Genomic DNA, 26185 nt, shown 5'->3' on the forward strand with positions numbered 1-26185 from the left:
TGTCACGTTGATATAGCGGGTCCGATAGACATTGATCCCTAACGTATCCGCCGCGCGCGGATGCTCCCCGACGGCGCGAGCGCGCAGGCCAAGCCGCGTGTAGAACAAATATGTCTGACGACGGACAAATGCGACAAGATCACATGCTCATCCAAAGCGGTTGCAACGTGCTCCGCGTGCCTGATTGCCGTGAGTTCCTTCTGATCGTGTTCGATAAAGACGATGATATCAGTATTATGGTTATTGGCCTCATTTCCTGTTGCTCCGGCAATAGAATTCGACTTGGCGCTCTTGCGCTGCTGCTTTCATCGAGTTTGGCCTCTTTAGGATCAAGACTATGGTCACAATGACCAAACCCAGCCACCAGGGCCGCTGATCAGCCCGTGTGGCTTCTCCAATCATGCTGCGCGTCGGTGTTAGGATTGGACCTTCGCAGGAATGATGGCGAGCATATTGCCTGGCTGGTCAAACAAATTGACAAAGATCGAAACACCTTCGAATGTGCCGAAATCTTCGGTTGGCATTCAAAGCCGATTCCTACGGCGCTCGGCAAGGGCCCTCAATGGCTTTGTAGGTGCAAAAGTATCGTGTTATCTCGCACCGGACAAACCGACTTCAGTATCGCTGCAGCGGGATGCGGACACCAATCGAAATAACATGACTTTCCACATCGAACGTCAATGGCTGCACCGGTTCTGAACTGCCGCTGCCTGCAACAGGCTGGCGACCACCCTCTGCTGTTCCAAGATTGTAGTATCGCCACGTCATCTCGACGATAATCGGATACTGCCCCGGCTTTGTCACCTGCCATGCCAGCCCGGCGCCGACGGACTAGGCGAAATCAGTCTCGGTATTGCCCTCGAAGGTACGAGTGGTTTGACCTGCAACCGGGTTTTCGCGTGTCCACTCTCCGACCTTGTTGCTGGCGAGACCTAGACCACCCACGACAAATGGTTGAAAGACCGAATTCGAACCCTGTGCCTCGAAAGGTGAATAAAAAAGGTTGCCCAAGGATGACCGAAACAGCCATTATGGCATCAGCCGTCACTGGCATGTTTTTGTCCGCTACCGTACCGAAGGTAACCGCCAGAAGCGTGGCAACGTCGTTTCGCACACCGATGCCCGCCAACGCAGAAGTGCCATCTACGGCATCTCTGACCATGGCCAGGTTCTGTAAGGGGGAATCGATCATTTGCATCGCATTCAAATTGAGCGAGATTTCAGAAATGATCTCGTCAAGACTTTGGCTGTAGAATGCTGTCATCTCGGGTGTGAAACTGGCAATAGCTTCATCAAAGGCACGATCCAGAACGTGGGTGGGTGAACGCGCGACATTCAATCGATCCAACTCGACATCGGGAATGCCTTCTTGTGCCCATATCGGTCGCCCGCATGAACGGTCCTGACCTTGTTGGGCATTGCCACCGCCCCCACCCTGACCACTGCCACCGAGACCTTCGCCACCACTGCCGCTGTCGTGCCCATCGCCACTATCGTGGCCACCACCTTGGCCGCCGCTGCCGCTACCACGTTGACCACCGCCACTGCGACCGCCGCCATGATCACCGTCAGAATCGTGGTCTTCTGCAAATACCGGGACAGCAGTGACCGAGGCCGTAATCGTTGCAGCGCTAACCGCTAGAAGGGCTGCAATGGAACATGCCGGCAGGCCCAGCCAACGCTTTGCGAATACACCAGCTTTTTGTGTTTTCATCTTCCTTATCCCATCTGAAACAGATGAAGATGGCTCTGCGACACCCCAAATTGCGTCACAGAGCCGACCGGCCGTTACCCGTGGCCCGCAAGAACAGCGATGCGCACCGCCTCGGCTTCGACAGCGAGCGCTGCCGCGTCCGATGAAGTCATCGGATGATCGAGGATTGTCGAAAGCGCGATCAGAGTTTCTGTCGAAACCGGAACGGTCTTATCGGATGCAACCCCGAGGAAGATTGCCATCAGCGTATCGACATCATTTGTGACGCCCGCTGCCGCCAACGCTGAAGTGCCGTCCATCGCATCCGTGAGAAGTGAAAGGTTCTGCAGTGGCGAATCAATGAATTCCAGGTTGTCGAAGTTTAGGCTGAGTTCCTCCATCATGGTGTCGAGATTCATGTTGTAGAAGTCGACCATATCGGACGTCAGGCTCGCTATGGCTTCGGCAAATGCCCGGTCCAGAACATGATCAGGGGAGCGCGCGACATTAAGTCTGCCAAGCTCGACCTCGGGAATCCCTTCCTGGGCCCATGCAGGTTTGCCACCGCCACTGCCTGACGGTCCGCCCGCTTGTGGACCCTGACCGTCCGAATCGTCACCTGGGCCCCCTTGGCCCTGGCCTTGGCCACCCTGATTACCTTGGCCACCCTGATTTCCCGGGCCGCTCTGGCCTTGGCCCGAACCGCCTTGGCCAGGGCCCTGCGGACCTTGGCCATCATCATCCGCCCAGGCTGCGCCACCCCCACCCACATCGAGGGTTCCAAGTACTACAGGCGATACCCCAAGAAGCATAGCAATGGTGGCAGTTTTTGCTGCCGTGGTTACAAAATCGTTTGATCTAGTCCTCATGTTTCCAACTCCCAATAAGTCGCAGCAACGCCGCATCAGTATGGGGAACTAAACCCGATTACATATTCTGATATTTATATGTATCAATTTGGTACGTGCTATCAAACGGCTGCGGAACGGATGCTCAGTGGCATGCCCCCTGAGTGTGGTCACCAACTGGGACGGCGTCCTACCAGCGCCCCTCATGATGTACAGGGCACAAATGGCATCACGATAACGCCCTCTCTTTGAATTGACGTAGACCCCTAGCTTTTGCTCGCCCCACTCCCCCTTCGCTGCGGGGGCAAACCTGCCACTTTGGGACGAAGAAAGCTGACTTTCATATTGGATCGAAGTTGACTTTCGTCAGCGCTGCCGCGGGTGGTCGCAACCATGAAGCTGCCATGTGCGGAGGGCTACTTCATTGCTGGAGTTGCCAATCACTAAAGGGACATGCGCGAAAGTGATCGACGTGCATCTTCAAGTCCGGACCTCCTTGGGTGCCGTGGTATCGAACAGCCTCAACTCCGTACGTGCAATGCGCCGGATAATCTTGAAGATGTCATCGAGCGTTTCGGTTAGTTCAATCTCCCGGGTGTAAGTATGAAGACGTTTCCTTTCGTCGGCACGTAGTCGGTCAATCTGATGACTGGCGACGTTTTCCACCAACGCCGTAAATCGCGCTTTCATCTGCCTTACATCTGCTGCAACCTTTGTGTCTTGCGCGTCAAGCGCCAGCAATGCGCCATCCAATGCCTCGACCACCTGATCATGCACGTTTTTGATAACGGCCGCAGTTGCTGCACTGATGACCACGTCTTCCTCTGCCCGTTTGCGTGCGGAAGTGACTAGCCCCGTGGCGATTAAATCACCAATATGTTCCATATCGTTTGCGATCTTGGCCAACCCCAATAGCAAGTTTGATTGGTCCACAGGCAGACTTCTCAGACTGATCTGGCGGATGTAACCGACGATCTCTCGGTGTAGCAGGTCAATGGGGCGGTCCATGACGCGCAAGCGATCAACATCCAGCGGGCTGCCGGTTACAACAGCGGGCACCGCGCTTTGTAGCTGATCGCGCAGCAGCGTACCCAGATGCACGACCTCAAGCCGAACGGCGTCAATGGCAATGGCAGGTACATCGAGAAACTTTGGATCAAGATGCTTTGCAGAGTATTTGGGATCAGACACTTCGACCTTGTCGGGTGCAAGCCATTCCACAAGGCGCGTCAGATGCGATGTAAATCCAATGAAGAGCAGTGCGTTCGCTATGTTGAAAAACGTATGCACGTTGGCTAATTGGCGCGGGATGCCCGAAACTGACGTGCTATCTGGTGAAAAGTCGCGCGCAAGGTCGGCAAGCTGATCCACAAATCCGATCCAGATCAGAACACCGGCAACGTTAAACAGGGTGTGGATCAGCGCCGCGCGAATGGCTTCTCGCGGGGCTCCGATCGAGGCCAAAAGCGCTGTGACGCAGGTGCCGATATTTGCCCCCAAAGCCAATGCCACCGCGGGCTCTAGTGCGATGAGACCTTGCCCCGCCATCACAATCAGAATGCCGGTTGTGGCGGATGAGGACTGTACCAGTGCTGTGAAACCAGCGCCGACCAAGGCAGCAAGAAGTACACTGTCAAGCGACAGCATAAAGTCGAGAAACGGCTCATAACTGCGCAATGGTTTCATGCTGTCGCTCATGATCGCCATGCCAAAGAACACCATTCCAAGGCCCAAGACGATCCGCCCCTTTTCTCGGGTGGCTTTCTTCTTTGCGATGAACGACACGAAGAAGCCAAGCGACAGCACCGGTAGTGCCAGCGCCGTGACCTTGAAGGCAAGGATTTGTGCGGTAATCGTTGTGCCTATGTTCGCTCCCAGAATGACCGCTGCACTTTGCGCCGTGGTCATCAGGCCAGCCGAAATGAAGCCGACAAGCAGAACCGTGGTGATCGAAGACGACTGGATTATCGCGGTCACAGAGGCGCCCGCGATTAACCCGGTGAAACGGTTTCCCGTCATACGCGCAAGGATCGACTTCAACGAGGCTCCCGCCACCTGCTTGAGCGCACGGGTCATGATATCCATGCCGAACAAAAAAAGCGCCAGGCCACCAATCAGGCCAGTTCCTAGCTCAAGCTGGTTCAGTTCACTTATCATCGTTTTGGCTCAGGGCAACATCATGCCCCGGATCATGAAGAAGAACATCGCGGCAAGCCCTCCGGCAAAGGGAACAGTGATCACCCAAGCGGCAGCGATCTTCAAAAGCAGCGTGCGTTTGACCAGTTCGATCCGGTGCACTTGCCCAAGTCCGCGCCGCTCGCGCTTGGCCAGAAGTTTGGTGCCTGACGCCTGTTGCTTCATCTCGCGCAGCATCTCGCCTTTTGTCGTCACATCCGCTGCTTCGAACCGCGCAAGGAAGGCTTCGACTTCGGAGGGAGCATTATTCACATGATGGTCGCGAATATCCTGCAAGGTGCGTGCATAGCTGGATTTGATGTATTCCCGCAGAAACCCGACGCCAAAGACACCGCCAACGGCAATGTGGGTTGAGCTAACCGGCAGGCCAAGTTGCGAGGCCATAATCACGGTGATGGCCGCCGCCATCGCGATGCAAAAGGCGCGCATCTTGTCGAGTTCGGTGATTTCGCTTCCAACGGTGCGGATCAGCTTTGGCCCATAAAGCGCCAGCCCAAGGGCGATTCCGACGGCGCCAACGGCCATGACCCAGATCGGGATTGAGGCCTTGTCGGTGACCGTTCCCCCGACAATCGCTTCGTTGATACCCGCAAGAGGACCGACGGCGTTGGCGACATCGTTTGCCCCATGGGCAAAACTGAGAAGAGCCGCCGCGAAGATCAATGGGATGGTGAAAAGATCGTTCACGCTGGATTTTTGGTTTTTCATTTTTTGCGTCGCGCGGGCGATAAAGGGGCGCATGATCGCGTAAACAATCACGGCGATGGCAAGGGCAATGAGAACTGCGGTTATGAATTCGACCTTGATCAGCTTCTTGACGCCCTTGAGCATTAGGTAGGTGCCAAAGGCCCACGCCATCAGCGACGCCAGCAAAGGCACCATGCTGTTCGCTGCGGCAAGCACGTCAGATTTGTAGGTGATCGTTCGCTTGATGATGTAAAGGAACAGCGCTGCGATCAGTCCGCCCAACAGCGGGGAAATCACCCAACTGGCCCCAATCATTCCGACCTGCTTCCAGTTCGCAATGTCCCAGCCAGCGGCGGCTATACCGGCCCCAAGAACCCCGCCGACAATGGAATGTGTGGTGGATACTGGCGCACCTACTGCCGTGGCGAAATTGAGCCACACTGCTGCTGCCAAGAGTGCAGCGATCATCAGCCAGATAAACGTATCCCGATCCGCGACCAGATCAGGATCGATGATCCCATTCTTGATCGTGCCGACCACGTCGCCGCCCGCAATCAAAGCACCACCCGCTTCGAAGCTGGCCGCAATAATGATGGCGCCTGTAAGGGTGATAGCGTGGCTGCCAACGGCCGGTCCGACGTTGTTGGCGACATCATTGGCGCCAATATTCATCGCCATATAGCCACCGATCATCGCGGCGATCACCAACAGGATGCCATCAACACCGCCATCGGTTCGCACAATCGTGAAAAGCATGATGCCGACAATGAATATCAACGCCGTGCCAAATCGGAACAACTCGTCCCGATTCAACTGCACAGCAGAGTCCACCCGATCTATTCTAAGCATAGCGCCCTCGCATTTATCCCCGTACAAGGTACACACGAGAAATCGAGGCGCTGATATGACCTATATCAATACATGTGCCATGTTTACGTGGCAAAGCGATCAGCATGAAATCGCGGCCCATCACCGAATACGGACGTTCAAAGCTGCTTGACTGGCATTGTGCTTTGATCGCGAAGTGTACTCACTTGGACATTGCATGTTGTGCTGCCGGGGTTGCGGCTCTTGGTGTCATCGGAGGAGGGACACTCGGCTTTTTGCCCTTTCTTAGCCTTTGGATCATTCCGCTTGGCATTGCCCTTGCAACTATGGATGTCCAACCTGTCGTGCAGACGATCAAATCGCGCAAGAAAAGGCTTGAATGACTTTGGACCCGGCGCAAACGCTACTGACCCTTGCGGGGCTTTTCGCAGTTGGACTTGCCGCCGATCAGATTGGCCACAGGACCCCTTTGCCGCGCGTCACGTTATTGCTGATTTGCGGCATACTTGCGGGCGCATCAGGATTTGACTTAATCCCATCAGATGTCAGTGATTGGTATGAGTTGCTCTCTATCGTCGCACTGACCATGGTCGCGTTCCTGCTTGGTGGATCGTTAACTCGGAAAAACCTGCAGTCGCATGGGCCTGCCATCCTGCTGATTTCCGTCTCTGTTGTGGTCTTTACGATCTTGATCGTTGGCGTCGGGCTCGCTCTACTGGGGCTGGATCTTGGCCTCGCACTTCTCTTGGGGGCGATAGCAACAGCGACAGCACCTGCTGCAACGCAGGACGTCATCCGGCAATCAGGCGTTAAGAACGATTTCACCGACGCGCTTCAGGGCATTGTGGCAATTGATGACGTTTGGGGACTATTTGCCTTCAGTGTCATTTTGGTGATGGTCCACCAAATGAATGGCAGTGTTGAGGCATCGATCCTTTCAGGCTCGATACGCGAATTTGGCGGCTCTGTCCTGCTTGGCATTTTGATTGGAGTGCCAGCGGCATTACTAACGGGCCGTCTTTCAGGAGGTGAACCACTTCAGATCGAAGCCCTTGCGCTGACGTTTTTGACCGCTGGCCTCGCGATCATGTTCGAGCTTTCCTACCTGATCAGTGGGATGACGGTCGGCGCGATAATCGTCAACAGGGCGCGCCACCACACCAAGGCATTCCATGAGATCGAACATATCCAATGGCCGTTCATGATCTTGTTTTTCATTCTCGCAGGCGCGTCGCTAGATACACATGCACTGCTCAAGGTAGGATTTTTCGGACTGGCCTATGTGGTTTTGCGGGTGCTCTCTCGATTGCTCGGTGGCTGGATCGGTGCAGCGCTTGGCAAGGCTCCTTCTCGTCAACGCCCATGGTTCGGGCTCGCGCTTATGCCACAAGCCGGCGTGGCGATTGGCATGGCGCTCGTGGCAGCCAAGCAATTCCCGAATTGGTCAGAGACGATTATTGCGGTCACAATTGGAACGACCATCGCCTTTGAGCTCCTCGGACCGGCGGTCACCTTAATGGCCATCAGGCGTACCGCCTGATAAACTCGCTTTCTTCACAGCAGGAAGCTTTGCAACCTCCATGAATTTATTCAACTTCTTACCGATGCTGATCGTTGGATCGCCTTTTGATCCTTCGATCCGCGGTCGCAATCTCTCGACAGTAACAAGCTGCTTTCTTTGCCGGTTGTGGCACCTTCGAATTGGAGGATCGCCTAGTGGCGTGGACCGTAGCCCTGCATGACTTTGCGGGAGACAGTTGTGGGACACGGGCAACTAAGCGGTATGAAAGCAAGGTCTTGCATCTGACTGACCACGCCAACGGTCTCGCTTTGGCCATCAATACTGACAGAATCGCCCCGTGTTTCCGGCGACCTGCCAAGCCTTGGTCGCGCCCATCACGCCTTGTTCATTTAAGCACACGACACCAACGGTACCTGGCAATTGCCCGTTGGCTGAAAGTAGCGGATCGGGCAAGCAAAGTACTTCGATCGGATGCGACGCAGCATCTGTTCAATTTTGGCGTCGGTTGGCGACACGAGCGGTTCATTTCAGACCTTGGCCAACCAGTCGTGTGGTGCGGTGCAGCTTTCGTATTACGGTCATTCGCGCATCTTGCAGCACCATCTCGAATTACCCGCATTAGCCCAACAAAACGTTCTGCTGGTTCTGATACTCCGCAATGCACAAATCGGGCCAACCGGTCAGAAGCAACGGTCATTTATACCAGATCAGCATCAGTCATGATCTCGACCAATGCAGGACCACGGACGCCAAGGGCCTTTCTAATTGCACCTTCAATGTCTTCGGTCTTAGTCACCTTATGTCCATGCCCACCGCACAGCTTGGCGAAGGCCGCGAATGATGGATTGTGCAGATCGGTCTCCCATACAGGCCATTCGCCCGATCGCTGCTCCTTCGAGATTTTGCCCAGCTCACCGTTGTGCAAAAGGATGTGAGTTATATCCATCCCGTATTTAACAGCTGTAGTGAAATCCATCGGGTATTGCCCGAAGCCCCCGTCGCCAGAGATCGAAATGACTTTGCGCCCGCGCAGCGCGTCGATATCCTGCGTGGCGGCCCATGCGCCAATCCCGGCTGGAAAACCGTAACCGATGGACCCCAGATAACCGGACATCAAAACGCGCTGATCCCCTTTGGTTTCCAGATAGCGTCCAAAGGAATAAGTGTTGTTGCCCACATCCACGGCAAAGATGGCGTCGTCCGGGGCAAGCTGCCCAAGCGCGTCGAAGATGGCGAAAGAATGGATGCCGCTACCATGTTCCTCCGCCAAGCGTCGCCGCTTCTCATTTCGCCATATCTGCCAGCGATCGGCCAACTCCGGGCGCTGATCCACAGCATCTGCATTGAGCTCTAATGCGTGCAGTGCCGCGTCACAAAACGCTCCGATCTCGCCCCAGACCGGGACTTTTACGGGATGGAACTTGCCCAGCTGCATCCGATCATAATCGACCTGAATAATGTTTTCTTTCAGCGCGATGCCGGTGTGATTTGAAAAGCTTGCACCAAAGGCCACCAACACGTCGGCCTCATTCATGAACCAGCTTGCAATGGGCGTACCAGAGCGGCCAAGCACCCCAGCCCCAAGCGGATGGCTGTCCGGGACCAACCCTTTGGCCTTGAAGGTCGTCACCACAGGTGCTCCGATTTTTTCCGCCAGGGACACGATCTGATCGCGGGCTGCGTAGGCACCGTGTCCGACAACAATCATGGGGCGTTTTGCACCATTCAGTAGGGCAAGGGCTGCATCAATATCGGTCTGCGCAGGGGTAACCCTTGTGCCGCCCATCCGACCCGTCGGGCTGCCGGCTGGCTTGTTGGATGGTAAGGTCTGTACGTCGTCGGGAAAGATCAGATGCGCCACGTTTTGTTCAACGATGGCGTTCTTGCATGCCAGCGACATCAGCTCTGCATGATTGGAACTGCTGAGGACCGGTTGCGAGAAGGTGGACACGGCTTGAAAGGCCGATTTCAGATCGATGTCCTGAAACGCGCCGGGACCAAAGACTTGGGTCTGAACCTGACCGGTCAAGGCCAGCACGGGCGCGCGGTCAACCTTAGCGTCCCACATGCCGGTCAGCAGGTTCGTGGCCCCGGGGCCAGCGATGGTCAAACATGCGGCAGGCTGTCCGGTCAATTTGCCGTAGGCAGAGGCCGCGAATGCCGCCACACCTTCATGCCGGATACCGTAGTATTTCAGCTTCTTTTCAATGACCGCGCGGCGGATCGCGTCGGCCAACCCAAGGTTCGAGTGGCCCACCATGCCAAACACCGATTGCACGCCCCAGTTGGTCATTGTCTCGACCATCACGTCCGTCACGGTTCGTTCGTGTGGGGGTTCAGGGTCTAGCCCCACGAAAATCTCGCCTTCGCGGATGTCGATGGGATACAACTCTTGGCCAGAATCCTCGTGTCCGCCGGGCGGTTTACCTGTGAGCGGATCAAAGTCCCAGCCATGCCACGGACAGCGGATCCAGCATTTGTCGTCGATCCCTTTCTCGATGGATCCTTCGCCAAGCGGTCCTTTTTGGTGCGGACAATGGTTGTTCATTGCAGCCCATTGGCCATCAAAATGCACCAGACAAATGGAGGTCGTGCGCGCGGTGACAGTTTTCACGCGGCCTTCGGGAAGGTCTTCGATCCGGCCAACCGATATCCAATCCAGGTTTTCATTGCTCATGATAATCATCCTTTTTCGGGTGGGTCGGCGGGAAAGAGAAGATCGATGAGCTTTTGCAAATAGGTCAAGATCAGGAAAACGCCCGTCGCCCAGATCAACAGCTCAAACGGAGCAAAGGGTGTGCCTCGCAACCAGCGGCCAAGCAGGCCGCCGCCGGGGCGCAGCGCCTCCCATCCGAACAGTCCACTGCGCGGCCAGAGGTCGAGAAACCAGAAGCGGGACAGGTAAAGCATGATTGTGCCAACCAGAAGGATCAGTAGGAGAAGGGCAATCCGTTTCATCCGTTGATCGGTTCCATTGTGGTGGTGTCCATGCGCAATACAAGGATATCGCCACGGCGTTCCAAATCACCTTCCAAACTGATAAACTGCCCTATGTAGTTATAAGCGGCATCCGGCAAACGGGTGCCATCGGGCCCTGTGATCAGCATGAAGTCAGATCCTTCAATCGGTTGGGTCGACACAAATACCGGGGGCACATCACCCAGCAAACACAGGTTTGCGCAGGCCTTATGCGCCAGTCCTCTGCCCGGGCGCATCGCCCCATTCAGGCATTTCCCATCACAAATCTCGCCTGCGACTTTCCAGCGGCCAAGCTGTTCAGTCACCATTTCCGGCGGATCGCCTTCAGCGGCTGCCAGCCCTTGCCTGCCGCCGCGCAACTGCATCATGTCGATGGTGCCTCTTTGCAGGATAATGCCCGAGACGGTGGCCAGTTGCCCCTCTAACCCCATCGCCCGCATATCGACCCCAGCTTTTCCCGCACTGGTAAGCATGAGCGTCTTGCCCGGTTTGATCAGATCATTGCCTTGAGTCACGCGAAGCAGGGGGTAGGGTGTTAGCTCGATCACCCCAGTGACCGTCTGACGACCGTAGTCGAACCGGAAACCAGACGCAGGCGGTTCATCTTGCGTGCTGCCAATCAGCAGTCCCGTAAACAGGAACGTCGCTACCACCAACACGGACGCAAGCAGCAAAAATCGGCGTAACGGCCCAGGCACGGGCAGGTAGCCCACAAAAAACGGGTTATTCTTATCGCTCATGCTGTCACCTCGATCTGGACAGGTTCGACATAGGTGCCGGGCGGATTGGCATCGCGGTGGACTTGCACGCCGGCCCCGTTCAGCCGGATGTTGTAGGTGGGCACCATTTCGGTGAAGGGCGCGGGCGACCGCCCATTGGTTACATCATATTGGAAGCCGTGCCATGGACATGTCACCAGACAATCAATCACGCGACCTTCGCCCAATGGCCCGTTTTGGTGGGCGCAGGCATTTGAAATGGCACTCAACCTGCCATCTTGTCGGAACACAGCGACCCGGTCACCGCTGGGCAGTATCTTGATCTTGGCAAAGCCTTCGCGAATATCGCCCGCATCACAGATGTCAATCCAGCCGTCGATGTCAGCGCCACGCTCATCCCCGCCCCGCCAGTCCAGCATTGCAGCATAGGCATGAAGGCCTGCAACCGCCAAGGCTCCGCCGATAAAGATCACCGTAAAGGTATGGTTCTGTTGATCTTGTAAAATGCCCAGACTGACGTGGGCAACAACCGCCAGATAGGCGAAATAGATCAGGCTATGAATCCGTTTCCAGACCGGTGGGGTCAGGAATTTCATCCAGAAATCGTGACTGGTGGCGGCCAGAACAGCCAGGCACAGCAGCGCGAAAACCCCAAATATTTCAAACGGAAAGCCCGCCAGCTGGCCGTAGCTGGTATTGGCAAACAGCAGTGCCTCGTACTTGTCGGAACTGGAAAAGGCGAAATACCAGTTCAGGATGTAACTCGCGTGCGTGATCGCCACAAAAACCGTCATCACCCCAAAGTGTCTGCGATTGTACAATAGCGGCAGAAAACGACGGTCGATCCGGGCAAGCGGCCCAATGCACAAGATCACCGTCAGCATCACAAAGGCGCAAGCCCCAAACGCGCGGGCATTGTGCACCTGCGGATTGATGGGGAATTCATGGCTCAGCAGTTCGGGGCTGACAAAAATGAACAGCCACAAAAACAGGACAACCCCGACCAACATAACCGCATCATAAAGCCATTTATTCCGGTTCCACTGGACGGGGATGTATTTGACACTCATTCGGATGCCTCCGCCGGTGGGGCCAGACGCTCGGGCAGGATATCAGCGGGCCAGCTTTGCCGAACGGATAGCCCGGTCACGATGATCACAATAATCGCCACCGGCATGATCATGGCAAACCATTGGTGGTTATGCCTGCGGGGACGATAGCGATGCGACCACTCATCCTTGCCATCAGCAAGGACATACCAGCGCCATAGGATCAACGGCCAGATCAACAGGATGCCTGGTACCAGCAGTGGCCGAAAAACGTAGGCGCCCCGCGCATCCTCATCCAGACGATCAATGCCAAAAATCAGAAAAGGAATGGCCACCAGCGCACCAGCTGCCCCCCATAGCTTGACGATGAACAGGATGAGTTCGGCCTGATTCATCACATGCCCCCAAAAGCAACGCCCGACAGGTCGGACATATCTTTCTTCCAGGTCGTCAGATCCTCATGGTTGAACTTGGACAAATGGTCATGGCCGCAGGCACGGGCCATCACCTGCATCAGCTCCACTGAGGCGTCAAAGAAATTGGCCAGTTGCTGGGCAGACTTGTCAGCAATCAGGCGGTTGACCAGATGCGGTTTTTGCGTTGCGATCCCGACAGGGCAATTGTTGGTGTGGCACGCGCGCATCGCCAAACAACCAATCGCCTGCATGGCCGCGTTTGACACCGCAATCGCATCCGCCCCCAGCGCCATCGCCTTGATGAAATCCGCAGGTTTTCGCAAACCGCCCGTGATCACGAGCGAGATATCCCCGCGCCCCAACTTATCAAGATGCCGGCGGGCACGGGCCAGCGCCGGGATCGTCGGGACCGAGATATTATCGCGGAAAATGATTGGGGCCGCCCCAGTTCCGCCGCCGCGTCCGTCCAGAATGATGTAATCGACGCCCACGGCAATTGCCGCGTCGATATCTTTTTCGATATGCTGGGCAGAGAGTTTATAACCGATGGGAATACCGCCGGTCCTGTCGCGCACCTCATCGGCAAAATCTTTGATCTGGCTCACGTCTGTCCATTCAGGGAACCGGGGGGGCGATACCGCGGGGGTTCCTTCCTCAAGTTCGCGCACTTTGGCGATCTTGCCCTTCACCTTGTTGCCCGGTAGATGACCACCGGTTCCGGTCTTGGCACCTTGTCCACCTTTGAAATGAAAGGCTTGCACCTTGTCGAGCTTGTCCCAGCTAAAGCCAAACCGGGCGGATGCCAGCTCGTAAAAATAACGCGAATTCTCTGCCTGCTCTTCAGGCAGCATGCCGCCCTCCCCTGAGCAGATGCCCGTGCCCGCCAGCTCTGCGCCCCTTGCAAGTGCCACCTTGGCAGATTCAGATAGTGCCCCGAAACTCATGTCAGAGACAAACAGCGGGATTTTCAGTTTCAGCGGCTTCTGAGCATTTGGTCCGATTATTACTTCGGTCCCCACCGGGTCATCATCAAGCAGCGGCGGCTTGGCCAATTGCGCAGTCAATAGCTGAATATCGTCCCAATCCGGCAGCTCGGCCCGAGGAACACCCATTGATTCAACGATGCCGTGATGACCCGTCTTCGTTAGTCCACTCTTGGCATAATTCTGGATCATGCCATTATAGGGTTCTGCGTCTGTACCATGGCTGGGGTCGGCATAAAGGCCCAGATAAGCATCACGATTATAAGGCTGTGGGTTGTCATGACCCCATGCGTTAATCTCATCTGCATCAACACAGATGTCGTCACCTTCAACCCATGAAACGAACTTCGGCAGCTTCTCATCGTTGGCGTATGCCGATACACCACTGTCTAGACGGTAGTCCCAGTTGTGGACGCCGCAAATCAGATCATCGCCCCGCACATGTCCATCAGACATCAGCGCACCACGGTGCAAGCAGCGGCCATAGAAGACTGAGACTTCGTCATCAAAACGCACAACAACCAGATCTACCTCGCCCACAATGGCATATTCTGGCTTGCGATCGGCAAGTTCACTATACTTAAAAATGGTCGTCTTATTCATGGCAGTCCCCACCGTTTTTCACCGTCAGATTTTATGCATCGTTACCGGCCTTACTCTGTCTTCGATTGGCTGCGTTTCGGGGCAGCTGCCCATGTGTGCGACCTTCCGACCGGACCACTTTGCCCCAGGTGCTGCAGTAACACCATGGAGGAGTGCACTGATCCAAACCGTGTTCACGGCTATATGCAGGATTTGAACACCCAGTTCATGCGGGATCAACTCAACAACAAGCAGGGCAAAGAGTGCCGTAGCAAGACCCCTAGGTCCGAACCAGCCAAAAAACAGCCGTGTTAAGAATGACGCGTCCGTGCCAAGCAACGAAAGCCAGATCGCCAGTGGTCGCACGATAAACAAGCTGATCATGATCAAGCCAAACATGGGCAACGTAAGATGTGTGATTGCGTCTGGAACAAGGGCAATGGCAAGCAACAAGAAAGCCGACCACGCCAAGAGCTGCCCATCGCCCTCAACAAATTCATAGATGAATTTGCAACGCCCTTGCACGACCGCGCCAAAGGCCAGCCCGGCAGAAAAGGCCGCAAGAAAGCCGTTCCCACCGATTTGGGTGGCAAGAAGATAGGATGCACCGGCCAAGGCGAGCGCCGCGATCCCTTCAAATGCTTCTGACGTCAATGCGTGATCTTTGGCATAGATGAGGACCCGACCGCCCATCCACCCCAACGCCACACCGGCCAATGGGCCAAGAACCAGTTGCTTGGATGCGAAGGCGATCCAATTATCATTGTTTTGCGTCATCGTCTGTGCGGTCAGACTGGCAAAAAACAAGATAATCGGCAGGGCAAGGCCATCATTCAGCCCGCTCTCAACCACAAGCGCGCGACGCGGACGGATCGGGACATCCGTATTTGACACAACCGCCTGTCCAAGGGCGGCATCGGTCGGCGCCATGATTGCGGCCAGCAGCAAGACAGCGGCCAGCGGCCACTCTGGCAAAAATAGCCAACCTGCCAGAGCGCCGAAGACGATAGCCAGAGGCAGGCCAAATAGCAGCATGCGTGCAGGCCACACGCGTCGCATTCTCAGCGCAGGTAGATCTGTCTGGGCCGCGTCCAGAAAAAGTAAGATGACCAACGCGATTTCCGAAACAGGGTGCAGGAGAACCTCAGCGCTGTCATGTGGAACCAGTCCGGTGACAGCGATGACAGCGCCAAGGGCCAAAAAGACCATCGGCGCCGTGACAATGGTCGATGCCAAGCGCTTGCCAGTCATGCAAAACACTATCGTGACAGCGCATATGATGAGCAGTCCCAACACGTTTATACCCTTTCACTCATTCACGGCCTCTGTCTACCTGTACAAACTCCGCCTGACCAAGCTTTGCCGGACGGTCGTACTTACCCTGAATAACCCTACATGTTTCCGATAACCGCTATACGCGGCCGGTCTTAGATACTGACGGCCCAATCTGGCCACTCGCGATGGTCAGCGATGCGGCGATTCAGCCTTCTCATAGCTGCCGTTCGTGTCTGGCCAATCGCTTGCGGTTTCGGGAGTTGAGCTGCTGCACGGCATTTAGCCGGTTCGAGGTCCCTTCAAAGCAGAAGAAGGACATCGCGAACATCGTCGCGCCAGTCAGGCCGACGGTAGAGTCAATGGAAGCGACGTCGTGATTGGTCGCAACGAAAAGTTCGATCGAATTTGCTCGACTGCTTCGATCGTCAGAATGTGCTCCGTTAACAGGCGTTCGTATGAGCTCAAATCAGCAACAACGATTTCCGCAAGGAAGTCTGCGTCTCCCGAGACCATGTGACAGGCGACAAGGCCTGGGATCGATGAAAGGCTCTGTCCGACGAGTGCAGCATTCTGCCGGGAATGCCGCGCCACGGTGATCTCGACAAAGACGGTCAGAGACAGATTGATCGCATGGCGGTCGATTACTGCTTGGTAACCCGTGATGATGCCGCGCTCTTCCAGCAGTTTGACGCGCCTCAGACAAGGCGAAGGAGAAAGGCCAACCCGGACGGCGAGATCCACGTTGCTCAGACGCCCGTCTTGTTGAAGCGCTAAAATGATTCGCCTGTCAATTGCATCCATGTTGGAATTATATGCTAGCAACTGGATCTATAGAATCCATTTATGCTAAGCTTCACAAATTATCGTTTGTCCTTTAGCAGGACATGCGCCTTCTTTCAGTGCTATCGGGAGCCGTCATCAGCACCGGTTTCGACTATCGTCGACCGAATGGAAGGAGGTACGAATGATTGGCCGCATCTGGCATGGCTATGCCACACACGAAAACGCAGATCGCTACCGGGCTATCGTCACCGGAGAGGTGATCCCTGACATTCTGGCAAGGAGTATTCCCGGATTTCAGAGGATCGAACTCTTTCGCAGAACGAGGCAGCAGGATGTCGAGTTTGTCACGGTGATGTGGTTTCAGGATCTTGATGCTATCAAGGCGTTCGTTGGCGAGGATTACGAGAAGTCCCATGTGCCGCCCGAGGCCAGAGCCGTACTGTCGCAGTTCGACTCCCGCGCGCAGCATTATGATATCCTTCTCGCAGAGGAGGCCAAATAGGCGCCCGCCGCGCTTTCGGGTCGCCCTGCAATCCCGAGAGAGGTCAAGGTTTCGCGAATGGTGCGATAACGCACATCCGAAAGCCAACCCTTCCAGACCAACACAGGAGTTATCATGTCCGCTCAACATAACAACCCGTTTCGCGGCCGTTTCAACGCCTGGTTTCTTGCCGCAATTGACGGCTACGTAAACCGTCTGCTGCACGCAAAGAAATCGGAACTCTTCGTCGGCTTGTCAGGCACCGTCGTCGAGATCGGACCCGGCGTCGGCGCGAACCTGGCGTATCTGGGCGGAGCGCATCGAGTCATCGCTATCGAACCCAACGCCAAGATGCGCCCTGTTCTGGAACGCCGCGCGGCACGGCGCGGTGTGACTATAGAGATCCGCCCGGTCGGCGCCGAAGCAACGGGACTGCCTGACGCCTGCGCCGACTTCGTCGTTTGTACCCTGGTTCTCTGCACGGTTGATGAACCGCGCCAGGTTCTTCAGGAAGTTCATCGCATCCTCAAGCCGGGTGGGAAGTTCCTCTTCGTGGAGCATGTCGAGGCTCAGAAGGGAACGATGCTGAGAGGGCTGCAAAAACTGTTATGGCGTCCTTGGCGCTATGTCTTCGAAGGGTGCTGTCTTGACCGGGACACGGCGTCGCTGATCCGTTCCACAGGGTTTTCAAGCTGCCAAATTGCCCGCTACAGACTCAAAAGCCCGTTCGTGCCCGTGAACGAACAGATTGCGGGCATCGCGGTCGCTTGAAGTCAGAGTGCGGTCTTGTCGGTCGTTTCCCGCGTTGTCTGACGACGAGATTCGGGGCGACACGCTGCGACCATATCTGCCCGTATGGAGGAACTTGACATGACGTTTGACATCAGGCGGTTTGAAGAGCGCCAGACCCAGGATCTGATTAACCTGAGTATTCGCGCTTGGACGCCCGTCTTCGTAGAATTGATGACGACGACCAGCGACCAATTCGTCTTGAATGCCTTCTATCCCAGCGGATGGAAGGCTCGCCAAGTGGCGGATATCCAGGCGCTTCTAGAAGATGAAAGCTGCACGGTCTGGACCGCGCAGACAGATGACCACCTGGTTGGCTTCATCGGTCTGAGGAGCCATCCAGAGGACGCGATGGGAGAGATACACATAATTGCCGTAGATCCTGACCAACAGAGAAATGGAGTCGCGACGGCGCTCATGTCTTTCGCCAGCGACGAATTCAGGCGCGGAGGGTTGAAGATGGTCATGGTGGAAACCGGCGGAGATCCTGGCCATGAGCCGTCGCGCGCCGCATACGAGAGCTTTGGTTTTCATCCTTGGCCAGTCGCTCGATACTTCAAAGAGCTTTAGTTTCTTCGATTTTTTGGCCCATTGCTGCCCTTGGCCACAGTCCCCTGATGCAGCGGTCACAGCCCGCATTGCCGCCATTCGTTGCAGACGCAGAATCGGAACGGTTTCAAACCTTCACTTCGCGAACAAAGTGAGCCTGCACCCCGCTTTCGCCTTTGACCGATTATCTAGTAAATGCCGCCCACCGTGATGGGGAAACTATTCCAAGGTAGTGAAGCGATGTTTTTTGGCGGACATTGTGCCTCGTTCGAGGTACTTTGTGGGCTGAGCTAAGGCGAGATATGAAATTCTAGAAATCATCAGATTCCGGGACATTCCCAAGTCTGACAAGGAAGCTGGGCGATCCGACTTCGCCACTGTTTGGATCCTCTGTGATCATATAGGCATCAGCGCCCGCGCAATCCTCGGACTGGGCTTCCCGTTCGGCTCTGTTCTGGGCCTCTGACGCAGTTGAATATTGAAATTGCTTGCCAATCTTCAGGCTTGCTTGCCCGTCACGGCCCCGCTTCTGTTCCACATATGTCTGACAGATATAGTGAACTTCTGTAGCGCTCTTGCCTGCGTGCGTCATGGGTGAATCCTTCGCGGTTGTCGTGGCGCCACTGGAGCTTAAAAATGCGTGGGCGACCAGTGTGTCATCGTTGCGTGGCAGCCTTGGGTGAACCTGCCTTATGCACTACCGCGATGGCTTTGTCGGTGTGTTCGCTTCTCGTTCAAGGCGCGCATTGCGAAGACGGTCTATTTTGACTTGTCGCTGTTCCGCTTCTTCGTCGGCCATCTTCCGAACGACGCGGGTGGTCTTGTCCATCTGCGTTTCCACTTTGGGACCTTGCGCTTTGAACACGCTTGTTTTCGTTAGCTTTGCCAATTGGCATTCTCCTCTTTGGTTTCATTTGGGTGTGTCGGAACAAGGTCGTTCAAACCAGTGCCAGGTGTTTACTGGGACCATGGGTTTCACGCGCGTTCGGCGCGGGTCGGTCATTGCGTAGATTTGCCTGAATGTCCGGGGCGGCCATGGCGCGCATCAAAGCGCCATAATTCATCTGGAACCGCATTTCTGATCCAACGCAGATTGCCGAATGCTTGGTGCCAATAACAAGATGATCGCTTGTCGCGCCGATAAATGTATTCCCGGGAGGCATTGAAAGCCCAGCCGCGTCCGTATCTTGGTGTCCAATGGCAAGAATCAACCGCGTGGTTTCTGCTGTGTTTGGGACAACGTGAATTCTAGGCAAAGTGAGATCAGCAAAGCTGACGACCGGGCGCACTGACTTGGTATCCTTCTCAATGACTTCGGCGACCAGTGTAAACGCATCTCTGAACAGTCCGCCTATGTGATTTCCAGAGACCGGATCGACACCCAAAAGGATTGCTTCGCCAAGCCTGAGATCATTGATCCGTCCAGTCGCATGCCCTCCGAGCGCCCAAGGCAGGTTTGCAGAGTTGCCGCCAGAGACCGTCTGGAGGTATGGGCCACACTGCCCCTCAACATCATTCGCAAGAACAGACAGGGCCTGCATCTTTGCATCCGTCGGGGCAGTGCCGCTCAGACAAGCGAAGTTTGCCCCGATGCCTTTCAGCGCCACACCGGGCATGTAAATGACGCGCCGTGCCATGTCACCAAGGTCTTGCGGCATGATCCCTTCGCGCAGATCACCCATTTCGACCATCAGGATAATGCCGTGAACCGTGTTTTGCCGGATTGCAGCGGCGGCCAGGGCTGCAATCACAGCAATCTCTGTGTTGTAGCTCGCCTCACAGACTTGCACGACGTTATCGACCTGGCTCAGCATTGGTGTTCGGATCAACGTGACCGGACACGTAATTCCAGCCTCGCGCAACTGATTCACATTGCTCAAACGCGCCTCAGCGAGGCCTGCAGCGCCACCTTCAATCATGGCTCGGGCAATGGCTGGATGCCCACAAACGGCTTTGGTCACCCCGGTCACCTGGATGCCGCGCGTCTGCAACAGCTCAACAACCGTCCGGGTGTTGTGACGTATTTTGCCAAGATCTACTTCTATGCGCGGGTTGCTCATATTGCCGCCACAGGCATCCCTTGCTGCAAACCGGGATACGCGCTGAGGACCATAGCCAGCAGATGTCCCGTTGGTCGGCTGAGTGCGTCAGTCACAGGCAGCCCAAGTTTCTCTGATTGTCCTGCAATCGTGTCTTTGATCTCTGCTTCGGACATACCTTCGTGATTGAGCGTGACACCGATGACCTTGGTATCGGAAAACGCCTCGATCAACGCAATCTCGCTTGCCGGGGTGGGCATTGGCATGTTGGGGAAATCGCAGCGATGGGCGCGTTTGGGTGCATGCTGAAGGATGACGGCGTCAGGTTGGCTGCCGCGCAGGATAAAGGCGGATGTGCAGAACGCAGGATGGCTTAGCGCACCTTGGCCTTCGATCAGGATGACATCGGGTTGCTCTGCCTCCGAGGCCGCGACAATCGCGCCCTCTAGTTCGCCGCAGCAAAACTGGGGCGGTACCGCGTCCATAGCCACACCATATTTCGCGCCCTGCATCAGACCCGTCTGGCCAGTGCCTACCAGCACAGTCTTGATGCCCTTCGCGTTCAGGGCACGGGCCAGAACCGTCGCGGTCGTCCGTTTCCCGATGGCGCAATCGGTTCCAAGAACGGCGATGCGCAGTGCATCGACATTCGCGACACTGCCATCGAACAAACGCATGTCCTTGCTGGGCTTGGGTTTGCGGATGTCGCGGATGGTGACTTGTCTATCCAATGCCGCTTGCGCAATTTCAGCGTCGTCGCTCAGGTATTCATGCAGACCGCTCACGATGTTCATACCGCGCGCGATCGCCTCCAGTACAACGCTGCGATCAGCGGGCGAAAGCCGTCCGGTTGAGGGGGCCATTCCATAGATAAAAGCATCGGGCATGGAGGTTTCGTGAGTGACAGCGGCATCGAGACTTTCGAGGATCGGTATGGTGTTGATCGCGTCATCAAGAACCAGTCCGCTGTTGTTGCCGCTGTGGTCGCTGTCGATAACCGACACGACCCGGTAGGCCTCTGAATGACGCACAAGACCGTTGGCAGTCTTGCCGTCAATTTTGGCGAAGTTGCCTTCGCAATAGACAATCGCAGTTGGCTGCACCGCGATCTGAGTGATGGACGTGGATTGTGTAGGTGCGTCGCTGGTCAATGGGGGCGCTTGAGCACCTCTGATAGGACGACGAATGGTATCTGCGGTTTGAGGTTCGGTCTTCATGGTAATTTCCTTTTGTTGGCAACACTGTCGTCGCCCCTGCGTGTGGAGGCTGCAGCCTTAGTGCCAAATGCTTAGTTGTTGAAAACGCACTGACCTTTGGATTTTTGGAAGTTCCTGTTGCATTCCCAGCGGTTTCCGGACCTGTCAAGGTGGGCGTTCGCGGGGATGTCTATCGCTTCGCAGGCTGTACCAGAGGCTTCATACCCCCTCTGGCATTTCCACCCCTCACCGTAGGTTGCATCGTCAAAATAGGCGAAATCCGGGATTGCGACGGCCTCGCACAGACCGTCCTGTTCGAAAAAGCCACGTTCACATGTCCAAGGTTGACCATAGCGAGATCCGTTCAAATATCCGTTGATCGGTACTGCAATGGCGTCGCAACGGGTACCCATCCGCTCAAACCCACGTTCACATTCCCACGCCGACCCATATGATCCATCCACCAGATGGGCATTTTCGGGCACGACGACCTCTTGGCAAATATCATCAACCTTGAGGAATCCGCGCAGGCATTGCCAGCGTTCGCCAGAAGGGTCCAGGAACCCACCATCGGGGACAACCACTGCAACGCACGCTGTTTCATCAACCTTGCGAAAGCCATGAAAGCATTCCCATCCGGGACCATAAGTGCGGTTCGTCTCATATGCATTTTCCGGTGCTACAACGGCTGCACAGCTATCGCCAACAAGCCGATACCCAACGTTGCAATCCCAGCCGTCACCATAGCTCTTTGCGCTGGCGTTTTCCGGCATGGATTGGGCGAATGCAGGGATTGCAAACACAAGCAGAGCGAAAATGGGGCCGAGGAAGAAGACCCAAATCATTCGGATGTCCGTCAATACAGATGTCCCGCACGTTGACTGGGGCAATTGCAGCGCTGTCTTTGAATTATGATCCATCCAACTCAAGCCCCGCGAGGCAGGCATCTGCAAGGTTGCGATCTGGCTTGTCTGAACCCGGGTGAGTTGCCCAACCTGTTTCCATCATCGCATTGCGGCGGCCAAATGCCGAGGCATCCTGAAGGATCGCAAGTTTCTCAGCGCGTTCCGGGTCTGCCGCAGACATGTTCAGGCATACGGGCACCATTGCCAAAGTCACTTCGTCAGTTGCGAAGTCCTGTGCCATAGTCTGGGCGTTGCCGCTCGTCACCCAGCCACCCCAAGTAAAGCCGAGGATAGAAACCGCAATCGCGCCACCCAAAGCACCGTAGATGCCGGGTTTCGTCCATTCTGGAAAAGTCATTTTTGATCCTTTGACGGAGAAAGCGCCGCCTCACTGTTTTTTGCGCTGACAAGATTTTGTGTCAGGGCGGTTTTCAAGTCGTATTGATCGACAGGGCGCTGTTCATATCTGGTCGTATTTCATGGGCGTATCCGGCCGCCAAAACGGATAAACCTATCGCATGGGCGATGTGGCCATGCGCGATAACATCGGCAAACTTCCCAAACATCAGATCCTTGCAACGGGACGTGACAGCTGAATTTTGATGATAGATAATTGCAGTTCGCTATAGCAGGCGATGCGCCTTTGCCGCAGAAAACCACAACTTTGTATCCTGTACGTAGTTCCTTCACGCCTGAATTACAATGTAAGCCGACCTGATCTTGTTTCTAACGCCGCCCATGTTCTTGACGTAAGCGGAGCGAACGAACCTTCGATCTTGTATGTGCCCAACCCTGCTGGCCTGCAGCAGCGCTCACCACTGGGCCCGCGAGCTGACAGCTTTGGGTCATGACATGCGATTGATTCCGCCGATGTATGTGAAGCCATACGTCAAACGTGGAAAGTCCGACGCAATCGACGCCGAGGCCATCTGCGAAGCAGTGACCCGACCGACCATGCGGTTTGTGGCGATCAAAACAGTTGAGCAATAATCCCTGCTAGCACTGCATCGGGCTCGCGACCATTTGGTCCGACAAAGGACGCAACTGATCAACGGCTTGCGCGGATTGGTTGCTGAGTTTGGCGTCTACATTCCAAGAGGTCTGGCAGGTGTGATTGGCTTTGCCGAGGATATCACACTTGGTGAGGTTCTCGATCTACCTGACATCTCCAATGAGGTGATCCGCAACCTGTGCGAACAGCTCATGTCTTTGCATAAAAGGGTCCGCTAGCACGAAAAACGCCTGCAGCAAGTGGCCAAAGACGATGAACGGGTGCGCTTGTTGCGCACGATACCGGGTGTAGGGGCCGTAACGGCTTCCGCAATTATCGCCAGCATCGGCGACGGGCATCAGTTCAAGAATGGTCGGGAGTTTGCTGCCTGGCTCGGCCTGACACCCGCGAACAAGTCCAGCGGCGGAAAAGAAAAACTGGGGCGGATCACGAAGATGGGTGATAAGTATCTCAGGCAACTTTTAGTCGTAGGCATGATATCACTCGTCCGACAAACCCGATCCCACCCTGAGCGTGCCAGCAAATGGCTGACATCATTGCTCGAACGCAAACCCGCCCGCGTGGCCACATTCGCCATCGCCAACAAGACAGCCCGGATCGTCTGGGCGATGCTCACCCGCAACGAACCCTACAGCCCCTGTGCTGCAGTCTGAGAGCAACGGAACAACGAGTTAGCAAGACCCGCGAGATGATGGTGCATAAGTCAGCCGCCAAAATCAGGACAACCCGCCGAGTGGCGCAGACATCATAGTCCGCATTGCTGATAGGGAATTGGTTTGCGGAACCCATTAGGGCCAGCGGTCAAAATCGCGCAAACAGGCCGGACACATGACTGCTTCTGACAAACGCACAAATTGGATCAAAAAAAGGGCTTGCTATGCAGGAGCCATCCACACAGGACAATCTCTGCAGAGGCACGATCGGAAGCCACTTCAACGTCAGAGGTGCAGGACAAGACGGACCTTCGCTGTTCAAGTAGTCAATAATCGCTTCTCGCGTTCTGGTTCGGGCTCGCCGGATTATCCAAGTTCCATGCTGGTGATCGCTTGGTACTTCGCTGGATTGGTTGCAGGCTGGGCGCCGCTGAACATTCTGGCTGTTTCAAAGGTTGCTTCGAAGTCGAGCGACTTAATCACCTTGGCAAGTAGGGCGTTATGGTCGGAGACATCGACAAAACATGGCTCATTGGATGTAGCGAAGGGATTGGCGGCCAACAGCGCGCGTGCGTCATTCTCGGACAATGCGTAAACCGGACCAATCTTGCTGCCTAGACGGCAGCGTCGGAAGGTTGCAAACCCAGCGATGTTCGCACCCTCCACCAGAACCATGGTTTGTCGCGTCAGTGAATGGGCGAACCATGCAGTTGCAAATGCCGTGCGCCTTATGCCGCATGCACGCGTGTCGCGGGCAATCAATGTCTCAATATCGCCGGGTACCGCCGGACGGATGCGTGGATCAGCCAGTGGGGCGATCTGTCCTTCGTACCTGACTGTGCTTCCGTATTTGACAAAGCCTGAACGCGCATAATTGTCTTGTTGGTCGGGGACGCCATCCAATCCGATGCTGCGTGTTTCAGCATGGGCAATGCCAGCACGCCAGACGTCCATGCCGTGGCCTTGTCCGCGAAATTCTGGTTTGCAAAGATAGAGCCCCAAAAAGGCAAAATCGGGATCGTGGTTCACGACAGAAATTGCGGCGACAGGCTCGCCATCGACCTCCTTAAGCAGAAACCCTGTCGGGTCTGCGGCATGAAAGGCAGCAGCGTCATCCAGGCCGGGATTCCAACCTTCATCGGCCGCCCATCCCAGCACAATTTGCAATTCACCCACAGTCATGGGGCGCACGGTCATTGTGACAATGCCTCTTTCAGGGATGGTGCCCGGGCGTTTCGTTCGCGCAAATCCAGGGCAGAGTGCAAGTCAACCAAATGACTCCTCATCAGCGCTTCGGCCTGCTCCTCATCGTGATCAGCCAATGCGCGCACCAATGCGTGATGGGCGTGTTTCTCGCAAAGCGCGCTTTCGCGTCGCCAATAGAGCGCGATGATCAGCGATGACCGCGCGACCAGAGTTTCAATGAAGCCTGCAATGGTACCCTGATTCGCGATGCGTGCAATTTCAGTGTGAAAAAGACCAGATAGATACAACGCACGCCCGGGATCTGCGGCATCCAATGCGGCGTGCTCTTCATTGATATGTCGTTCCAGCGAGGAAATATCAGACGGTGTCGCCAGTTTCGCCGCGCTACGCGCGGTCTGCGGTTCAAGCAACTCACGGGCCTCAAACACTTCGTGGGCCTCGGTCAATGATGGCGAGGCGACTTTGGCACCTTTGTTCCGGCGAATATCAACAAGCTTCAGATGCGAAAGGCTTTGTAGCGACGCTCGAACAACCGTCCGCGAAACGCCATAGATTTCTGCCAGCTCATCCTCACCCAGTTTGGTGCCTGGCGCTATCCGATGTTCGTGAATAGCCAAAGATAGCGCTTGGGCGATGGTATCACTGGTGGCGGCATTTTGCATAGCGGGTAAGAGCGTTGTGCGGGTCATGGAAATTCCTCGTGCCTCTCACATGACAGACCGATTGGCACTGCTCAAGGTTGTCATTGTGTACCCAACCTCTTCTTGTATTGTATACAATTATGTGTTCAATTTT

General features: G+C 55.5%; 28 protein-coding genes. 7 read left to right on the top strand and 21 right to left on the bottom strand.

Annotated features, from left to right (window positions below):
• The 6 genes from ACFWW4_RS20605 to ACFWW4_RS20630 form a co-directional block, all read right to left on the bottom strand.
• A partial coding sequence (locus tag ACFWW4_RS20605; RefSeq protein ID WP_411892597.1) for an ABC transporter permease subunit occupies positions 1-108 on the bottom strand: 108 nt, incomplete at its 3' end.
• A 507-nt stretch (positions 109-615) separates the two neighbouring features.
• Positions 616-804 carry a hypothetical protein gene (locus ACFWW4_RS20610; protein WP_411892561.1) on the bottom strand — a complete coding sequence of 63 codons (189 nt, stop codon included), beginning with the start codon at positions 802-804 and terminating at the stop codon, positions 616-618.
• 37 nt (positions 805-841) lie between these two features.
• Positions 842-1714, bottom strand: coding sequence for a hypothetical protein (locus ACFWW4_RS20615; protein ID WP_411892562.1), 873 nt, complete (start codon positions 1712-1714; stop codon positions 842-844).
• Positions 1715-1788: 74 nt separating this feature from the next.
• Complete coding sequence (locus ACFWW4_RS20620) at positions 1789-2130, bottom strand: hypothetical protein (protein WP_411892563.1); 342 nt, start codon at positions 2128-2130, stop codon at positions 1789-1791.
• Positions 2131-3021: 891 nt separating this feature from the next.
• Entirely contained in the window at positions 3022-4698 is a 1677-nt protein-coding gene (locus ACFWW4_RS20625; protein ID WP_411892564.1) for a Na/Pi cotransporter family protein, read from the bottom strand.
• 9 nt (positions 4699-4707) lie between these two features.
• Positions 4708-6273: an inorganic phosphate transporter gene (locus ACFWW4_RS20630; RefSeq protein ID WP_411892565.1), complete on the bottom strand. Its 1566-nt coding sequence runs from the start codon at positions 6271-6273 to the stop codon at positions 4708-4710.
• Positions 6274-6377: 104 nt separating this feature from the next.
• Here ACFWW4_RS20630 and ACFWW4_RS20635 point away from each other — a divergent pair, with 104 nt between their 5' ends.
• The gene (locus ACFWW4_RS20635) at positions 6378-6635 is read left to right on the top strand and encodes a hypothetical protein (protein WP_411892566.1); all 258 of its coding nucleotides are present in this window, start codon (positions 6378-6380) and stop codon (positions 6633-6635) included.
• Positions 6632-7792, top strand: coding sequence for a cation:proton antiporter (locus ACFWW4_RS20640; RefSeq protein WP_411892567.1), 1161 nt, complete (start codon positions 6632-6634; stop codon positions 7790-7792). Before ACFWW4_RS20635 ends, ACFWW4_RS20640 begins: the two co-directional genes overlap by 4 nt.
• A 679-nt stretch (positions 7793-8471) precedes the next feature.
• On the opposite strand, the gene ACFWW4_RS20645 is transcribed toward ACFWW4_RS20640, so the two are convergent.
• The 8 genes from ACFWW4_RS20645 to ACFWW4_RS20680 all read right to left on the bottom strand — a co-directional run bounded on the left by ACFWW4_RS20645 (position 8472) and on the right by ACFWW4_RS20680 (position 16578).
• The gene (locus ACFWW4_RS20645) at positions 8472-10451 is read right to left on the bottom strand and encodes a thiamine pyrophosphate-binding protein (RefSeq protein ID WP_411892568.1); all 1980 of its coding nucleotides are present in this window, start codon (positions 10449-10451) and stop codon (positions 8472-8474) included.
• A 5-nt stretch (positions 10452-10456) separates the two neighbouring features.
• Positions 10457-10732 carry a hypothetical protein gene (locus ACFWW4_RS20650; protein WP_411892569.1) on the bottom strand — a complete coding sequence of 92 codons (276 nt, stop codon included), beginning with the start codon at positions 10730-10732 and terminating at the stop codon, positions 10457-10459.
• Entirely contained in the window at positions 10729-11493 is a 765-nt protein-coding gene (locus ACFWW4_RS20655) for a hypothetical protein (protein WP_411892570.1), read from the bottom strand. The genes ACFWW4_RS20650 and ACFWW4_RS20655 overlap by 4 nt, the downstream gene beginning before the upstream one ends.
• Entirely contained in the window at positions 11490-12542 is a 1053-nt protein-coding gene (locus ACFWW4_RS20660; RefSeq protein ID WP_393929678.1) for a Rieske 2Fe-2S domain-containing protein, read from the bottom strand. Before ACFWW4_RS20660 ends, ACFWW4_RS20655 begins: the two co-directional genes overlap by 4 nt.
• Positions 12539-12916 carry a hypothetical protein gene (locus ACFWW4_RS20665; RefSeq protein WP_411892571.1) on the bottom strand — a complete coding sequence of 126 codons (378 nt, stop codon included), beginning with the start codon at positions 12914-12916 and terminating at the stop codon, positions 12539-12541. Before ACFWW4_RS20665 ends, ACFWW4_RS20660 begins: the two co-directional genes overlap by 4 nt.
• Positions 12916-14523, bottom strand: coding sequence for a glutamate synthase-related protein (locus tag ACFWW4_RS20670; RefSeq protein WP_411892572.1), 1608 nt, complete (start codon positions 14521-14523; stop codon positions 12916-12918). The genes ACFWW4_RS20665 and ACFWW4_RS20670 overlap by 1 nt, the downstream gene beginning before the upstream one ends.
• 24 nt (positions 14524-14547) lie before the next feature.
• A complete protein-coding gene (locus tag ACFWW4_RS20675; protein ID WP_411892573.1) occupies positions 14548-15753 on the bottom strand; it encodes a cation:proton antiporter in 1206 nt (401 codons plus the stop codon).
• A gap of 363 nt (positions 15754-16116) precedes the next feature.
• A complete protein-coding gene (locus ACFWW4_RS20680) occupies positions 16117-16578 on the bottom strand; it encodes an Lrp/AsnC family transcriptional regulator (protein WP_411892574.1) in 462 nt (153 codons plus the stop codon).
• Between the two features lie 163 nt (positions 16579-16741).
• Between ACFWW4_RS20680 and ACFWW4_RS20685 the strand changes: the two genes are divergently transcribed.
• From ACFWW4_RS20685 to ACFWW4_RS20695, 3 genes are all read left to right on the top strand, one after another.
• A complete protein-coding gene (locus tag ACFWW4_RS20685; protein ID WP_411892575.1) occupies positions 16742-17062 on the top strand; it encodes a hypothetical protein in 321 nt (106 codons plus the stop codon).
• A gap of 114 nt (positions 17063-17176) precedes the next feature.
• Entirely contained in the window at positions 17177-17812 is a 636-nt protein-coding gene (locus ACFWW4_RS20690) for a class I SAM-dependent methyltransferase (protein ID WP_411892576.1), read from the top strand.
• Positions 17813-17911: 99 nt separating this feature from the next.
• A complete protein-coding gene (locus ACFWW4_RS20695) occupies positions 17912-18400 on the top strand; it encodes a GNAT family N-acetyltransferase (RefSeq protein WP_411892577.1) in 489 nt (162 codons plus the stop codon).
• 289 nt (positions 18401-18689) lie between these two features.
• On the opposite strand, the gene ACFWW4_RS20700 is transcribed toward ACFWW4_RS20695, so the two are convergent.
• The 5 genes from ACFWW4_RS20700 to ACFWW4_RS20720 form a co-directional block, all read right to left on the bottom strand.
• Positions 18690-18971, bottom strand: coding sequence for a hypothetical protein (locus ACFWW4_RS20700; RefSeq protein WP_411892578.1), 282 nt, complete (start codon positions 18969-18971; stop codon positions 18690-18692).
• 346 nt (positions 18972-19317) lie between these two features.
• Complete coding sequence (locus ACFWW4_RS20705) at positions 19318-20439, bottom strand: alanine/ornithine racemase family PLP-dependent enzyme (protein ID WP_411892579.1); 1122 nt, start codon at positions 20437-20439, stop codon at positions 19318-19320.
• The gene (locus ACFWW4_RS20710; protein WP_411892580.1) at positions 20436-21635 is read right to left on the bottom strand and encodes a DUF1611 domain-containing protein; all 1200 of its coding nucleotides are present in this window, start codon (positions 21633-21635) and stop codon (positions 20436-20438) included. Before ACFWW4_RS20710 ends, ACFWW4_RS20705 begins: the two co-directional genes overlap by 4 nt.
• A gap of 71 nt (positions 21636-21706) precedes the next feature.
• Positions 21707-22459: a hypothetical protein gene (locus ACFWW4_RS20715; RefSeq protein ID WP_411892581.1), complete on the bottom strand. Its 753-nt coding sequence runs from the start codon at positions 22457-22459 to the stop codon at positions 21707-21709.
• A 64-nt stretch (positions 22460-22523) separates the two neighbouring features.
• On the bottom strand, positions 22524-22877 hold the full coding sequence (locus ACFWW4_RS20720; protein ID WP_411892582.1) for a hypothetical protein: 354 nt from the start codon (positions 22875-22877) through the stop codon (positions 22524-22526).
• 698 nt (positions 22878-23575) lie between these two features.
• On the opposite strand from ACFWW4_RS20720, the gene ACFWW4_RS20725 reads away from it, so the two are divergent.
• Both ACFWW4_RS20725 and ACFWW4_RS20730 read left to right on the top strand, forming a co-directional pair.
• Positions 23576-23749, top strand: coding sequence for a hypothetical protein (locus tag ACFWW4_RS20725; protein ID WP_411892583.1), 174 nt, complete (start codon positions 23576-23578; stop codon positions 23747-23749).
• A 12-nt stretch (positions 23750-23761) separates the two neighbouring features.
• Positions 23762-24184 carry an IS110 family transposase gene (locus tag ACFWW4_RS20730; protein ID WP_411892598.1) on the top strand — a complete coding sequence of 141 codons (423 nt, stop codon included), beginning with the start codon at positions 23762-23764 and terminating at the stop codon, positions 24182-24184.
• 366 nt (positions 24185-24550) lie between these two features.
• Here ACFWW4_RS20730 and ACFWW4_RS20735 read toward each other — a convergent pair whose 3' ends face one another.
• Entirely contained in the window at positions 24551-25381 is an 831-nt protein-coding gene (locus ACFWW4_RS20735) for a GNAT family N-acetyltransferase (protein ID WP_411892584.1), read from the bottom strand.
• Complete coding sequence (locus ACFWW4_RS20740) at positions 25378-26079, bottom strand: GntR family transcriptional regulator (RefSeq protein ID WP_411892585.1); 702 nt, start codon at positions 26077-26079, stop codon at positions 25378-25380. The genes ACFWW4_RS20735 and ACFWW4_RS20740 overlap by 4 nt, the downstream gene beginning before the upstream one ends.
• Positions 26080-26185: the final 106 nt, after the last annotated feature.

It is taken from the genome of Yoonia sp. SDW83-1 (assembly GCF_046762885.1).
GTDB lineage: Bacteria > Pseudomonadota > Alphaproteobacteria > Rhodobacterales > Rhodobacteraceae > Yoonia.

Excerpts from the sequence above, each read along its gene's own strand:
- ACFWW4_RS20615 (WP_411892562.1), bottom strand. The coding sequence starts at position 1,714 with ATGAAAACACAAAAAGCTGGTGTATTCGCAAAGCGTTGGCTGGGCCTG.
- ACFWW4_RS20620 (WP_411892563.1), bottom strand. The coding sequence starts at position 2,130 with ATGGTCGACTTCTACAACATGAATCTCGACACCATGATGGAGGAACTC.
- ACFWW4_RS20625 (WP_411892564.1), bottom strand. The coding sequence starts at position 4,698 with ATGATAAGTGAACTGAACCAGCTTGAGCTAGGAACTGGCCTGATTGGT.
- ACFWW4_RS20630 (WP_411892565.1), bottom strand. The coding sequence starts at position 6,273 with ATGCTTAGAATAGATCGGGTGGACTCTGCTGTGCAGTTGAATCGGGAC.
- ACFWW4_RS20635 (WP_411892566.1), top strand. The coding sequence starts at position 6,378 with ATGAAATCGCGGCCCATCACCGAATACGGACGTTCAAAGCTGCTTGAC.
- ACFWW4_RS20640 (WP_411892567.1), top strand. The coding sequence starts at position 6,632 with ATGACTTTGGACCCGGCGCAAACGCTACTGACCCTTGCGGGGCTTTTC.
- ACFWW4_RS20645 (WP_411892568.1), bottom strand. The coding sequence starts at position 10,451 with ATGAGCAATGAAAACCTGGATTGGATATCGGTTGGCCGGATCGAAGAC.
- ACFWW4_RS20650 (WP_411892569.1), bottom strand. The coding sequence starts at position 10,732 with ATGAAACGGATTGCCCTTCTCCTACTGATCCTTCTGGTTGGCACAATC.
- ACFWW4_RS20655 (WP_411892570.1), bottom strand. The coding sequence starts at position 11,493 with ATGAGCGATAAGAATAACCCGTTTTTTGTGGGCTACCTGCCCGTGCCT.
- ACFWW4_RS20660 (WP_393929678.1), bottom strand. The coding sequence starts at position 12,542 with ATGAGTGTCAAATACATCCCCGTCCAGTGGAACCGGAATAAATGGCTT.
- ACFWW4_RS20665 (WP_411892571.1), bottom strand. The coding sequence starts at position 12,916 with ATGAATCAGGCCGAACTCATCCTGTTCATCGTCAAGCTATGGGGGGCA.
- ACFWW4_RS20670 (WP_411892572.1), bottom strand. The coding sequence starts at position 14,523 with ATGAATAAGACGACCATTTTTAAGTATAGTGAACTTGCCGATCGCAAG.
- ACFWW4_RS20675 (WP_411892573.1), bottom strand. The coding sequence starts at position 15,753 with ATGACTGGCAAGCGCTTGGCATCGACCATTGTCACGGCGCCGATGGTC.
- ACFWW4_RS20680 (WP_411892574.1), bottom strand. The coding sequence starts at position 16,578 with ATGGATGCAATTGACAGGCGAATCATTTTAGCGCTTCAACAAGACGGG.
- ACFWW4_RS20685 (WP_411892575.1), top strand. The coding sequence starts at position 16,742 with ATGATTGGCCGCATCTGGCATGGCTATGCCACACACGAAAACGCAGAT.
- ACFWW4_RS20690 (WP_411892576.1), top strand. The coding sequence starts at position 17,177 with ATGTCCGCTCAACATAACAACCCGTTTCGCGGCCGTTTCAACGCCTGG.
- ACFWW4_RS20695 (WP_411892577.1), top strand. The coding sequence starts at position 17,912 with ATGACGTTTGACATCAGGCGGTTTGAAGAGCGCCAGACCCAGGATCTG.
- ACFWW4_RS20700 (WP_411892578.1), bottom strand. The coding sequence starts at position 18,971 with ATGACGCACGCAGGCAAGAGCGCTACAGAAGTTCACTATATCTGTCAG.
- ACFWW4_RS20705 (WP_411892579.1), bottom strand. The coding sequence starts at position 20,439 with ATGAGCAACCCGCGCATAGAAGTAGATCTTGGCAAAATACGTCACAAC.
- ACFWW4_RS20710 (WP_411892580.1), bottom strand. The coding sequence starts at position 21,635 with ATGAAGACCGAACCTCAAACCGCAGATACCATTCGTCGTCCTATCAGA.
- ACFWW4_RS20715 (WP_411892581.1), bottom strand. The coding sequence starts at position 22,459 with ATGATTTGGGTCTTCTTCCTCGGCCCCATTTTCGCTCTGCTTGTGTTT.
- ACFWW4_RS20720 (WP_411892582.1), bottom strand. The coding sequence starts at position 22,877 with ATGACTTTTCCAGAATGGACGAAACCCGGCATCTACGGTGCTTTGGGT.
- ACFWW4_RS20735 (WP_411892584.1), bottom strand. The coding sequence starts at position 25,381 with ATGACCGTGCGCCCCATGACTGTGGGTGAATTGCAAATTGTGCTGGGA.
- ACFWW4_RS20740 (WP_411892585.1), bottom strand. The coding sequence starts at position 26,079 with ATGACCCGCACAACGCTCTTACCCGCTATGCAAAATGCCGCCACCAGT.